The 12,786-nt window shown below is 54.1% G+C and carries 14 protein-coding genes; 10 read left to right on the plus strand and 4 right to left on the minus strand.

Annotated elements, in window-relative coordinates; genetic code table 11:
• Positions 1 to 23 precede the first annotated feature (23 nt).
• The 8 genes from soxB to WG622_RS13680 all read left to right on the plus strand — a co-directional run bounded on the left by soxB (position 24) and on the right by WG622_RS13680 (position 8,034).
• The gene (gene soxB / locus WG622_RS13645; protein WP_339404119.1) at positions 24 to 1,721 is read left to right on the plus strand and encodes a thiosulfohydrolase SoxB; all 1,698 of its coding nucleotides are present in this window, start codon (positions 24 to 26) and stop codon (positions 1,719 to 1,721) included.
• 21 nt (positions 1,722 to 1,742) lie between these two features.
• On the plus strand, positions 1,743 to 3,005 hold the full coding sequence (gene soxC, locus WG622_RS13650) for a sulfite dehydrogenase (RefSeq protein ID WP_209355865.1): 1,263 nt from the start codon (positions 1,743 to 1,745) through the stop codon (positions 3,003 to 3,005).
• Positions 2,989 to 4,281, plus strand: a complete 1,293-nt coding sequence (locus tag WG622_RS13655) for a c-type cytochrome (RefSeq protein ID WP_339404120.1) — start codon at positions 2,989 to 2,991, stop codon at positions 4,279 to 4,281. Before soxC ends, WG622_RS13655 begins: the two co-directional genes overlap by 17 nt.
• A 160-nt stretch (positions 4,282 to 4,441) precedes the next feature.
• Positions 4,442 to 4,591: a c-type cytochrome gene (locus WG622_RS13660; RefSeq protein ID WP_339404132.1), complete on the plus strand. Its 150-nt coding sequence runs from the start codon at positions 4,442 to 4,444 to the stop codon at positions 4,589 to 4,591.
• 29 nt (positions 4,592 to 4,620) lie between these two features.
• Complete coding sequence (locus WG622_RS13665; protein ID WP_339404121.1) at positions 4,621 to 5,886, plus strand: FCSD flavin-binding domain-containing protein; 1,266 nt, start codon at positions 4,621 to 4,623, stop codon at positions 5,884 to 5,886.
• Between the two features lie 56 nt (positions 5,887 to 5,942).
• Positions 5,943 to 6,368 (plus strand): DUF302 domain-containing protein, encoded by a 426-nt coding sequence (locus WG622_RS13670; RefSeq protein ID WP_339404122.1) that lies wholly within the window; start codon positions 5,943 to 5,945, stop codon positions 6,366 to 6,368.
• Positions 6,368 to 7,585: a 5-aminolevulinate synthase gene (gene hemA, locus WG622_RS13675; RefSeq protein WP_339404123.1), complete on the plus strand. Its 1,218-nt coding sequence runs from the start codon at positions 6,368 to 6,370 to the stop codon at positions 7,583 to 7,585. The genes WG622_RS13670 and hemA overlap by 1 nt, the downstream gene beginning before the upstream one ends.
• Positions 7,585 to 8,034, plus strand: coding sequence for a methyltransferase family protein (locus WG622_RS13680; RefSeq protein ID WP_339404124.1), 450 nt, complete (start codon positions 7,585 to 7,587; stop codon positions 8,032 to 8,034). Before hemA ends, WG622_RS13680 begins: the two co-directional genes overlap by 1 nt.
• Positions 8,035 to 8,039: 5 nt before the next feature.
• On the opposite strand, the gene WG622_RS13685 is transcribed toward WG622_RS13680, so the two are convergent.
• The 4 genes from WG622_RS13685 to WG622_RS13700 form a co-directional block, all read right to left on the minus strand.
• Positions 8,040 to 8,552 (minus strand): rhodanese-like domain-containing protein, encoded by a 513-nt coding sequence (locus WG622_RS13685; RefSeq protein ID WP_339404125.1) that lies wholly within the window; start codon positions 8,550 to 8,552, stop codon positions 8,040 to 8,042.
• A complete protein-coding gene (locus WG622_RS13690) occupies positions 8,549 to 9,493 on the minus strand; it encodes an MBL fold metallo-hydrolase (protein ID WP_339404126.1) in 945 nt (314 codons plus the stop codon). The genes WG622_RS13685 and WG622_RS13690 overlap by 4 nt, the downstream gene beginning before the upstream one ends.
• Positions 9,493 to 10,401, minus strand: coding sequence for an MBL fold metallo-hydrolase (locus WG622_RS13695; protein ID WP_438839171.1), 909 nt, complete (start codon positions 10,399 to 10,401; stop codon positions 9,493 to 9,495). The genes WG622_RS13690 and WG622_RS13695 overlap by 1 nt, the downstream gene beginning before the upstream one ends.
• 457 nt (positions 10,402 to 10,858) lie before the next feature.
• The gene (locus WG622_RS13700; protein ID WP_339404128.1) at positions 10,859 to 11,614 is read right to left on the minus strand and encodes a globin domain-containing protein; all 756 of its coding nucleotides are present in this window, start codon (positions 11,612 to 11,614) and stop codon (positions 10,859 to 10,861) included.
• A 244-nt stretch (positions 11,615 to 11,858) separates the two neighbouring features.
• On the opposite strand from WG622_RS13700, the gene WG622_RS13705 reads away from it, so the two are divergent.
• Both WG622_RS13705 and WG622_RS13710 read left to right on the plus strand, forming a co-directional pair.
• Positions 11,859 to 12,194, plus strand: a complete 336-nt coding sequence (locus WG622_RS13705; protein WP_339404129.1) for a winged helix-turn-helix transcriptional regulator — start codon at positions 11,859 to 11,861, stop codon at positions 12,192 to 12,194.
• Positions 12,195 to 12,456: 262 nt separating this feature from the next.
• Positions 12,457 to 12,786: aldolase/citrate lyase family protein (locus WG622_RS13710; RefSeq protein WP_339404130.1), on the plus strand; the 330-nt coding region annotated here is incomplete at its 3' end.

Here is a 12,786-nt window from a genome sequence, read left to right on the forward strand (position 1 = left end):
TCGAATATGAGAAAGAGAAGTCAATGATCTCACGTCGAGACTTTCTGCAAGTCAGCATGGCGGCCTCAGCGCTTCTTGGGGCGTCGGGGTTTGGAAACTGGGCACGACTGGCGGCCCAGCAAAAGCTCACGCAAGATCAACTGTTGAACTTTGACACCTATGGAAATGTGTCGCTGATCCATGTGACGGACATCCATGGGCAACTTAAACCGATCTATTTCCGCGAGCCGTCCATCAACATTGGTGTTGGTTCAAATAAGGGTGCAGTGCCGCATGTGACGGGGGCGGACTTTCGCAAGCTTTATGGCATCAATGACGGAAGCCCGAGCCACTATGCGCTAAGTTCCGGTGACTTTGCTGCTTTGGCAGAGGGGTACGGGCGCGTCGGCGGAATGGATCGTGTTGCGACAGTGATAAACGCAATTCGCGCGGATCGGCCGGATGCGATCCTGCTCGATGGCGGTGATACGTGGCACGGCTCCTATACGACCTATCACACTCAGGGTCAGGACATGGTCAACGTCATGAACGCGCTCAAACCAGATGCGATGACGTTCCACTGGGAATTCACCCTTGGCAGCGACCGGGTCAATGAGATTGTCGAAAGCCTTCCGTTTGCAGCGCTTGGCCAGAATATTTTTGATGCAGAATGGGACGAGCCGACTGAACTCTTCCCGCCTTACAAAATGTTTGAGCGTGGCGGCACAAAAATCGCCGTTATCGGGCAGGCTTTCCCATACATGCCGATCGCCAATCCGCGGTGGATGTTCCCCGAGTACTCATTTGGGATTCGAGATGAGAACATGGCGGCGATGGTGGAAGAAGTGCGTTCCATGGGCGCGGAATGTGTGGTCGTGCTAAGCCACAACGGCTTTGACGTTGATAAAAAAATGGCCAGCGTTGTGCCAGGGATTGATGTGATCCTGTCAGGTCACACGCATGATGCGCTGCCAGAACCGGTTTTGGTTGGTAAGACGATCATCGTACCTTCAGGGTCGAATGGTAAGTTCGTGAGCCGCGTTGATCTGGACATTCGCGATGGGCAGATGATGGGCTATCGCACGAAGCTCATCCCAATTTTCTCGGACGTTATTGCGCCAGATCCAGAAGTTTCCGCCCTGATTGACGCGCAGCGCGCGCCGTATGAGGCGGCGATGGGTGAAGTGATCGGCAAGACCGATAGCACACTCTACCGTCGCGGCAACTTCAATGGCACGTGGGACGATGTGATTTGCGATGCGCTGATCAGCGAACGCGATGCTGAGATTGCTCTGAGCCCGGGGGTGCGTTGGGGCCCAAGCCTCATCGCAGGTCAGGATATTACCCGCGAAGACATCTGGGGCGTGACCTCAATGACATATGGCGAAGCGTACCGCACTGAAATGAAAGGCGAATTCCTGAAGGTTGTACTCGAAGACGTCGCCGATAACATCTTTAACCCCGACCCATATTACCAGCAGGGTGGTGATATGGTGCGCACGGGTGGCCTCGGCTACCGCGTCGACGTGAGCAAGCCTCAAGGTGAGCGCATTTCTAACATGACGCTCTTGTCGACTGGCGAGCAGATTGACCCTTCAAAATCTTATGTCGTGGCCGGTTGGGCCAGCGTGAATGAAGGCACCGAAGGCCCTCAGATTTGGGATGTGGTTGAAAGCCACATTCGCAAGCTGGGTACGGTCACGGTGCAAGACAACAACAGCGTCGACGTTGTCGGCATTTAATCCTCGGAGACTTTGAGACGAATGAACAAGCTGTCAAAGCCATCCCGCCGAGCCTTCCTAAGGGGAAGCGCCGCTGCCGCAGCTGGCACCGTTGCTGGCGCTGCTGGGGCGCAGACGCCAGATCCTTTGATCACCGAATTGCAGGACTGGGCGTCGTACACCGGTGCGGGGGTTGATGAAACGCCCTATGGCATGCCGATCCAGTATGAATCCCATGTCGTGCGTCGCAATGTGGAATGGCTCACAGCCTCACCCATTTCCTCGATCAACTTCACGCCGATCCATGCTCTGGATGGAACGATTACACCACAAGGCTGTGCTTTTGAGCGTCATCACTCGGGCGCCATTGAGCTGCGTAAAGAAGACTATCGCCTGATGATCAATGGCTTGGTCGATCGCCCCTTGGTGTTCACCTACGAAGACATCGAGCGTTTCCCGCGTGAAAACCACGTATACTTCTGTGAATGCGCGGCCAACACAGGGATGGAATGGGCTGGAGCTCAGTTGAATGGTGCTCAGTTCACCCATGGTATGATCCACAATATGGAATATACCGGCGTGCCTTTGCGGACACTGCTCCAAGAGGCGGGTGCGGACATATCGTCTGATAAATGGGTCTATGTAGAAGGTGCGGATGCATCTTCCAATGGCCGTTCCATCCCAATGGAAAAGGCGCTTGATGACGTTCTCGTCGCGTTCAAGGCCAATGGCGAAGCGCTGCGGATGGAGCACGGTTATCCAGTGCGCCTTGTTGTGCCCGGCTGGGAAGGCAATATGTGGGTGAAATGGCTGCGTCGAATTGAGGTCGTTGATACCGCTGTCGAAAGCCGCGAAGAAACCTCCAAATACACGGACGTGTATGAGGACGGTACCGCCCGCAAATGGACCTGGGTCATGGATGCGAAATCTGTGATTACCTCTCCCAGCCCACAGATGCCTATCACACATGGCACAGGCCCGCTTGTGATTTCCGGTCTCGCTTGGTCAGGCCATGGCCAGATTACGCGCGTCGATGTTTCCAAAGATGGCGGGATTACCTGGGAAACCGCGCGTTTAGGCAAACAGGGCGACACCAAAGCGCTGACACGGTTCTATCTGGACACCGAATGGGATGGCGCGCCGATGCTCCTGCAATCCCGCGCGATGGATGAAACCGGCTATGTGCAACCCACGAAAGATCAACTGCGCGAGCAGCGCGGCGAAAACGCCGTTTATCACAACAACTGTATCCAGACTTGGTACGTCAACGTAGAAGGGGTGGCCGAGAATGTCGAAGTCTCTTAATCAGATTTATCTGCCGGCCTTTGGTGGGATCTCATTGGTCATCGCCGTGGCGTTGGTTATGTCAAACCGCGAATACGCTGACGACCGCATGTCGATGCTGGAGGGCAGAATTGCGCAGGTTGATGCGCATGCCGCAGAGTCCAAACAGCTTGCGTCTGCATTGGCCCTCGAACTCGAAGCCACCAAAGCCGAAGCGGCTACAGTGACCGCAACTCTGACCGCACTAGCGCCGGTTTCCGAGGGAACATTTGGCCTTGGACGCGCTGCGCTGGCTGAAGAAATTGCCGCATGGGACGTGGATGTCTTGCCAGACGGTCGCGGGCTCCCTGCTGGACAGGGTGACGTTTGGACCGGCGAGGAAGTTTTTGCCGAGCGTTGCGGGTCTTGCCATGGTGATTTCGCTGAGGGTGTAGACAATTGGCCGGTTCTGGCAGGGGGCTTTGACACGCTCGCCGACGAAGACCCAGTCAAAACTGTCGGTTCCTATTGGCCACATCTTTCGACTGCCTGGGACTATATCAACCGCTCTATGCCCTTTGGGGAAGCGGGCACGCTGACCGCCGATGAGACCTACGCGATTGTGGCTTACATCCTGTATTCGAACGACTTGGTGGATGACGACTTCGTTCTTTCCAACGAAAATTTCTCGGATTTCGACATGTACAACGCCAAGGGCTTTGTGATCGATGATCGGCCTGAGCTGGAATATGCGGAATGGCGCGCCGAGCCCTGTATGAGCAACTGTAAAGACGAAGTTGCCGTAACGATGCGCTCTGTTTTTCTGGTGGAAACGCCCCCAGAAGGGGGATCGAATTCTGTGATGAACCACAGTTCACTCGAGGGGATTCCGTCTTTCACGGCGAATGGTCCTTCGTTCATCCCAGCGTCTACTGCGAAGCCCGAAGCGCCTGCGGCTCAGGAGGCTGCGGCCGAGCCTGCAAAGGGCGCTGATGCCGGCGCGGAACTGATCGCGGCTGGTGAAAAAGTCTTCAAGAAGTGTAAGGCCTGCCACGAAGTCGGTGATGGTGCCAAGAACAAGTCCGGCCCTCAGTTGAACGGCCTGATTGGGCGCACGGTGGGTTCGGTTGACGGCTTTAGATATTCCAACGCTTTCAAAGCGTTGATGGAAGAAGGGCGCGTTTGGGATGAAGAGTCTCTCGCCGCGTTTCTAGCAAAGCCGAAGTCCTACATCAAAGGGACCAAAATGGCCTTCTCAGGCCTCAAGAAGAAAGGAGATCAGGAAGCGATTGTCGCGTACCTGAATAGCTTTCGCTAGTGGCGAAGGCGCCGCGCAAGCTGCGGCCCCTGAGACGGCCTTTACCGTTTCGAAAGAGATCCTGGCGATCGAAGGGGACCCTGAATATGGGGAGTATTTAGGGTCAGAATGCACAACCTGCCACCAGGCAAATGGCGGCAACGACGGCATACCTTCGATTATCGGGTGGGAAACTGAAGACTTTGTGATCGCAATGCACGCCTACAAGGAAAAGCACCGCGAAAACCCAGTCATGCAGATGATTACCGGCCGATTGGCCAATGACGAAATCGCAGCCTTGGCCGCGTATTTCAAAAGCCTCGGGAACTGAGGCGAAAATAAAAGGGAGGAGACCCCAATATGACTATGAACAGAAGGACTTTCCTAGGAACGACGGTGGCCGCTTCGGCAACGCTTGCGGCACCAATGGTTCTGGGTGCAGGTCATGGTAAGCCACGGGTTGTCGTCATCGGTGGTGGTGCCGGCGGTGCGACCGCTGCGCGTTACATTGCCAAGGACAGCAAAGGTGAAATCGACGTCACCTTGGTTGAACCAACCCGCAAATATTACACGTGCTTCTTCTCAAACCTCTATCTTGGTGGGTTTAAAGAGATGGACGATCTGGGCCACACCTATGGTGGGCTCGCAGCGAATGGCGTGAATGTTGTTCACGACTGGGCAATTGGCGTTGATCGTGACACCAAGACAGTGACTCTGGCTGGCGGCTCAACGTTGAAGTACGACAAGTTGATCCTGAGCCCCGGTATCGATTTCGTCGATATGTCGGTTCCTGGTTGGGACATCACCTCGCAAAACGCAATGCCGCATGCTTACAAAGCAGGGTCCCAGACTGAGCTTTTGAAAGCTCAACTGATGGCAATGCCACAAGGCGGCACCTTTGCAATGGTTGCGCCTCCAAACCCGTATCGTTGCCCTCCCGGGCCATACGAGCGGATTTCGATGGTTGCCCACTACCTTAAGAACAATAACCCTACGGCCAAGATCCTGATTGCCGATCCGAAGCCAAAGTTCTCTAAGATGGGACTGTTCCAAGAAGGTTGGTCAAACCACTATGATGGAATGATCGAATGGGTCGGCGAAGACTTCGGTGGCGGCAATGTTGCTGTTGATGCCGATGCGATGACTCTGTCCATCGACGGTGACGTCAACAAAGTGGACGTTTGTAACGTGATCCCTGCCATGAAAGCGGGCAAAATCGCGGATATCGCGGGCGTAACCGACGGCAACTGGGCTCCGGTCAACGCGGTAGACATGTCCACCAAAGCTGATCCTGACGTTTACGTCCTGGGCGATGCCTCTCAACAAGGCGATATGCCGAAGTCTGGCTTCTCTGCGAACTCTCAGGCGAAAGTCTGTGCAAACGCGGTACGCGGTGCGCTGACAGGGTCGAAAGTGTTCCCGGCCAAGTTCTCCAACACGTGCTGGTCGCTGATTGACACCAATGACGGTGTCAAAGTGGGCGCGACCTATGAAGCGACGGCTGAGAAGATCGCCAAGGTTGACGGGTTCATCTCTCAGACAGGTGAATCCGCGGATGTTCGTAAAGCGACTTACGAAGAATCCGAAGGCTGGTATTCCGGTATCACAGCCGACATGTTTGGCTAGAACTATAAAACCCGGGCCTGTTGTGGCCCGGGTTTTCCAAATTGTTGAGGTTCGCCATGCGCAACATTGTGCTGCCCCTGTTGTTGCTCGCCACGCCGGCAATTTCTGAGGCGCCTGTGCTCGTTCCGTACGACGGGAGTTTCGAAGACGCGACTTTTGCCGTTGAAAGCGCGATCGTGGATCGAGGGCTTGTGATTGATTACGTCAGTCACGTCGGAGACATGCTGAACCGAACCGGAGCAGATGTTGGGAGCGATGCCGCAATCTTTGACGCGGCCGACATCTTTCTTTTCTGTTCTGCTGTCCTGTCCCGAGAGGTGATGGAGGCAGATCCCAACAATATCCAATTCTGTCCATACGGAATTTTCGTCACCGAGAAAAACGGCGACGTCTCCATTGGACACCGGACCTATCCCGAGGGGCCTATGCAAAAAATCCAAGCGCTGCTGCAGGATATTGTGACAGAAGCGAGTGCGTTCTGATGGATTTTGAAGCCTTTTTCGAACAGCAACTGCAATCGCTAAAGAACGACGGCAACTATCGCGAGTTTGCAGAGTTAGAGCGCCACCGCGGCGCATTTCCAAATGCCACGTGTCACAATGGTCCGGGCGAGGTGACGATTTGGTGCTCAAACGACTATCTGGGAATGGGGCAGCATCCTGCGGTGCTTGCCGCGATGCATGACGCACTAGATCGAACCGGAGCCGGGGCAGGGGGCACCCGCAACATTTCGGGCACCACGCATGCGCATGTACTCTTGGAGAAAGAGCTCGCAGACCTGCATGGCAAAGAGGCCGCTTTGCTGTTTACGTCGGGCTATGTTTCCAATTGGGCGGCTTTGGGAACTTTGGCCTCAAAGATACCAAACTGCGTTGTGCTATCGGACGCGCTAAACCATGCCTCAATGATCGAAGGCATCCGTCATTCGCGCGCCCAGAAAGTGATCTGGAAACACAATGATGTTGCCGACTTAGAGGCGAAGTTGCGGGCGCTCCCAAAAGAGCAACCAAAGCTCATCGCCTTTGAAAGCGTCTATTCCATGGATGGTGATATCGCGCCAATCAAGGAAATCTGTGATCTGGCGGATAAATATGGGGCGATGACATATCTGGATGAGGTTCATGCTGTCGGGCTCTATGGTCATCGGGGTGGTGGGATCGCAGAAGAGCGTGGTTTGATGGATCGGATCACAGTTATCGAGGGCACGTTGGGTAAGGCTTTTGGTGTCGTGGGGGGATATATTGCCGCTTCGTCTAAGCTCTGCGACTTTATTAGATCGTTTTCCAGCGGGTTCATTTTTACAACCGCCCTACCGCCCTCGGTTGCGGCAGGGGCGGCGGCCTCTGTCAAACACCTAAAGAACAGTCGCACAGAGCGAGAGACCCATCAGGCTCGCGTGGCCGAAGTGCGCGCGCGGCTGGATGCGATCGGACTGCCGCATATCGACAATCCAAGTCACATCATCCCCGTGGTTGTCGGTGATCCGGGAAAATGTAAGTTTATCTCGGACACGCTGCTTAAGAGGTACGGCATCTATATCCAGCCCATAAACTATCCGACCGTCCCAAAAGGCACTGAACGCCTTAGGATCACGCCATCCCCTGTTCACAGCATTGAGGATGTGGAAAGGCTGGTGTCCGCGCTTGAGGACCTCTGGACGCAATGTGAGCTCGCACGCGCGCCTATGGCAGCGCAATAGTGAAAGGGTTTCCGGATATTCCACCGATCTGGTGGGTCGCGAGTATTGCTCTCATTCATGCGTTTCGTTGGGTCGCACCTGGGCTGCACGCTGAGATCGCCATTTTGGAATTCCTTTCGCGTGTGATTTTTGCGGCAGCGCTCGCATTGATCATGTGGTCGGCCATTTTGTTTTGGCGAAAGAAAACACCAATCGAGCCGCATCACACGCCCAAGGCCCTTATTGTTGAAGGGCCATACAAGGTGTCTCGGAACCCAATCTATCTTGCGCTTGTGATGCTCACAGCGGCCTCTGCATTGGGCGCGGGCTCCGTATTTGGTCTATTCGTCACGCTTGCACTGTGGCGCGTGTTGGATGCACGTTTTGCCGCGATTGAAGAAGAGCTACTCAAGGAAACCTTTGGAGGCGAAGCCGAGGCCTATTTGGTGCAAACACGCAGGTGGATTTGAAGACCTTAGTTCGTAGCCGCCCAAGTGTCGCGTGCGGCGTCATAGGCATCCGCTGCGTCTTTTAGATCAACCAGGGGAAGGCCCTTTTCAATCCACCCTGTGCCGCGCTGATTGCCGAACATGCCTTCAGATACGTCCACGATGCCTGTGATGCCGTTACGCTCCAGCACCTCTGCGATATAGGATGAGCGTCCGCCCGTTGCGCAGATGAGTGCGATCTTTTCAGGGGCGTATTGAGCCAACAGCGTCTGGAGTTGCGTTGCGAAATCAGGGCGGTGCATTGAAATGGGCCACGCGCCCGCAGCCAGCCCGCTTTCTTTCCATTCCTGCTCCGAGCGAATGTCGATCAACACGATGTCTCCTGATGCTACGCTTTCCAAAGCTTGCTCGGCACTCATGATCGGAGCTTCGGCAAGCAACTGGCCAGCTTTCAGGATCACCACCAAAAGAACCGCGCTGAACCACATAAAGTGCATGTGCCTAAAGGAATAGCTTGGTTTCGCGACTGACTTGCTCACTCGAACTCCATCTGCTCATACACGCGACCGGCGTTTCTGGTCGCCAGTTCCTCGAACGTATCGAGGTGTCTATAGGGGCTCTGATCAACGTAGTAGGCTTCAGCGAGATCGCCACCATTGTCTAGGTGCTCACCAATTTTCTCGCGAAGATACACCAGGTAGTCACGCGTATAGCGACGGACCTGGTCCATATTCGTTGGCGTGCCATGTCCCGGTATCACATATGTAGCATTCAACGCTTCAAACCCGGTTTCCCAGGTTTCGATCCAGTCATAGACAATCGTGTCTTCAAAGATCGGAAGCATACGCTGGTGAAAGGCCATGTCACCGGCGATAACAAGGCTTTGTTCCGGCAACCAGACCTGAATATCCCCGGGGCCATGTGCTGGACCGAGATGAAGCACCTCTATCGTGTAAGACCCCATTTCAATTGAATACTTATCTTCAAAGGTAATGGTCGGGGCCGCGATGAACGTGCCTTCCGATTTGTCACGATTGTAGCGTTTCATATTCTCGAGAATGAACGGACCGCGCTCGGCAATTTCATGCGCTGCATCGACATGGGCGAGAATAGGGACGCCAAGCTCAGACCAATAGGAGTTGCCCAACATGGCATGCCCTTGGCCATTTTCATTGATCACCAATTTGACCGGCTGATCCGTGATTGCTTTGATCTCTTGATGCAGCGCTTGCGCCAACACATAGGCTGCGCCGCCGTTAACAACAATGACGCCGTCACCGGTGACAATGAAGCTTAGGTTGTTGTTATGCCCCGTGTTTTCATAAGTCGGTGGAGCTGTCGCACCGATTGCAGACCAAATATGAGGGATGACTTCGATGGGTTTGGAATAAAGCGCAGATGCAGGGTACTGATCCGAAATATCTTCGCTGGCCAGAAGTGGTGACGCGAAAAAAATGAAAGGAAGGACATAGCGCATCATCAGATCCCAATAAACCGATAACCATCGCGATACGGCTCGACTTTGCCCATGCCACCGTCGGGCAAATGGAACCCAATCAGCGTAAGGTCTTCTGAGGTCAGCCGATCAAAAAGCATCTGCCGCGTTTTGACGGCCAGCGCTGCGTCCTGATCTGATCCGCTTTCCCAGGAGGGACGTTGAAACGCGACATGATGGTTGCCGATTGCATCACCAACAACAAGCGCTGCGTTGGACCCGTTTCGAATTTCAAATCCCATATGCCCCGGAGTATGCCCGGGCGAGGAAACTGCGGCGATCCCCGGAAGAATCTCCGATCCGTCGTCAAATAGGACAACAGAATCTTCAATCGCCTCCATCCGTCGCTTAGCGCCAACCGCGAAAGCCGCGCGGGCCTCACCGATGGTTGAGACGGTCTCGGGATTCCACCAATAATCCCACTCTTGTCGACCCATCATGTAAGTTGCGTCGTAGAACAGTGGGTCATCGAACTCGTCAAGAAGCCCCCAAATGTGATCCGGGTGCGCATGCGTGAAAACCACATGGGTGATGTCTTCCGGAGCCAATCCAAGCGCATCCAGGCTGTCCACGATCGTGCCTGCGCTTGGCATGAAATCTGGCCCCGAACCCACGTCAAATAATACGGTGTTTTCTCCATCTCGATAAAGCGCCAGATTGCATTCGGGTGTCAGGCGGTCTTTCGAAACGCCAAACTCCGAAAGGACATCGTCCAACTGATCTTGCGGCATCGGTTCAAATATGAAGCTTCCAGGGAGTATCAGGCTTCCGTCGCTCACCGTAGTAAGAGATGCGCTTCCTAAAGCGATTTCTGATTTGGCAAATCGGGGTAATGCACAGGCGAAAGGAGCAGCTAGAGCGTGGTTTAGAACCCGTCTACGTGAGAAATTCATGGCAGACCTCATACGAATTATTAAATTCGAATATGATAATTTTGAGCCGCTGCGTCAAGGAAACAGCTTCGGGTTCGATCTAGAAAACATCCGGTTGAATCGGGTAGGGGCTGCGAAAGAAATATTGAGAGTCAGAAATAGCCTTCGTCTTGCCTCGTGGGCTTGTTACCAGTTGGCGGGATCTTAAATTTGGTTGGCTGACTGCGCTCGAATGAGGCTGGGGAAGTTCAACTTATCGATTTTGGTTCGAACAGAACTTCGCAATGATTTTCGGCAATCCGAGTTGCGGGAATGTTGCTTACTCGTGTTCGCGAAATCCCGCATGAAATTCCGCATGAACCACATTTTCGTGGGACGAGAAATTCCCCGTAAATTTCTGAAATAAATTAAAAAAAAATGAAGTGTGGCGATCCGTTTTGACGGACACCTCCTCCGCCACTTTCCCCTTCGCCATGCATCACAACATCAGCGCTTTTTCGACCAGTGCGCGTTTGTCCTGATATTGCGAAACATCCACACCGCGCTCTGCAAGGGCATCGCTCAGCTCTTGCTGGCTCAGGCTTTCAATGGCTTCAGTGGTCATTCTCATCAAGTTGATGCGGCGTTTCAGTGGGGGATTGGTTTCGCCAAAGATATGGCGATCCTCAAACGCGAATTCGTCGGCATATTTGGTCATAAAAAACGCAAGAAACGTGTTGATGCTTTGACGTACGCGCGGATCGTCCGTCATCAAATCCGCAGAATCCTCCAACGTCTGACGCATGAGCGTCACCCAGCGCTCGGCCCCTTTGTCGTTCATGAGGGCCATAGCGTTGTGTGTATGGTGAAAGCTCAGGCGATATTCGCCACCGTGATAGTAAGGGCCCCCCCCCATGACGTCGATCCACATAGATGCCTGAGTCACGATGTGGTGCTTCAGGCCTCCGACCCGTTCAAAAACGGAGACGAACCAGGGTTCATCTGCGAAGACACGCTCATAGAAACGGCTCACGATGCCAACAATCGGCTCCTGACCCAGAATGGAGTATAGCTGCCAGAAATGGATGGGCTTGGATGTGTCGCTCGGTGCTGTCAAGGACACGACTTCGGGCATGCGATGCGCTTCGGCAGGCAGCAGTTCTTTCTCGACGGCCGACTTGATATAGGCCTCTTGAATGCGCTCGGTCATATAGCCGTGACGTGTCGGGTATTTAGGAAGATCAATGCCTGTCATCGGACTTTTCCTTAGGGTGTTGTCTCTATCGCCGAAATGCTTTGCGGTATTTGGGGATGAAGTGCGCCTTACCTTTCATGTGTCTTGTGACCTAATTGCCTTTGGCGGCAAAGAGTCACCTTTTGCCGAGAAGTGGGGCGTGGCTCGGCAGACGGCATTACGATCCTCATTGTGTTTCCTGTGTCTGAAGCTTACTTAGAAATGCAAGATCAAAACGACAAGTACGATCATTGAGGATACTGTAATGGCACAGCTCGAACCCGACGAGAATTGCCTCGTCGAACCGCTGATTGAAGCAATCTCGGGCAAGTGGAAATTGCTCGTGATCTATTGGTTGGCGCAAGAAACGTCCCGATTTAACCAACTTCAGCGCAATCTTGGCAACATCACGCATCGCACGCTGACGCGACAGCTAAATGAGTTGCAAGAGGCCGGGATTGTCTCGCGCAAAGACTTCAAGACGATCCCGCCACATGTGGAGTATAGTTTGACACCGCTGGGTCAAAGCCTGATCCCGCTGCTACGGGCAATGCACGATTGGGCGGCGGCACATGCCGATAAACTCGTTGGCAAAAAGTAGAGAACCGCATCTCAATAGCACGCGACTGATCCGCGCTGGAAGGCTAGTGCATAGATCCAAAGGTGCGTTTTGCCGTGATCTCAAGTCTCTGAAGCGCGCGATCCTAGAGGATCGCCTTTGTGCTAAAGATGTCTTGCGTCGCAAGGTCCATATTCTTGATACCCTCCTTGCGCGATGATGCTGAGGCCGCGACTGTGCTGAAACGCCATATTCTGCGCGGTCTGGAACATACCCTGGCCGCCATGAGAGTTGAGGAGGCGTCATGAAGAACCCAAAGAACCTTTTCAAAGCGGGACTGAAGGCCGGGACGCATCAGTTTGGCATCTGGAACTCTATCGGCGAAAGCGGTGTCACAGAGATGCTGGGCAACGCGGGTTATGACTGGGTCATGATCGACTGCGAGCACAGCCCGATTGAGGCCACAGCCGCTCTGCCGGCCTTGCAAGCGCTCGCGGCCTATCCTCTGACCTCGGCAGCCGTGCGGGTTGCCGGCAATGACACCGTGCTCATCAAGCGCGTTCTCGATTTGGGCGCGCAGACCATCATGGTGCCCTATGTGGAAAGCCGCGCCGAGGCTCAGGCCGCCGTTGAT

The sequence above is a fragment of the Cognatishimia coralii genome, from assembly GCF_037478305.1.
Classification (GTDB): Bacteria; Pseudomonadota; Alphaproteobacteria; order Rhodobacterales; family Rhodobacteraceae; genus Cognatishimia; species Cognatishimia coralii.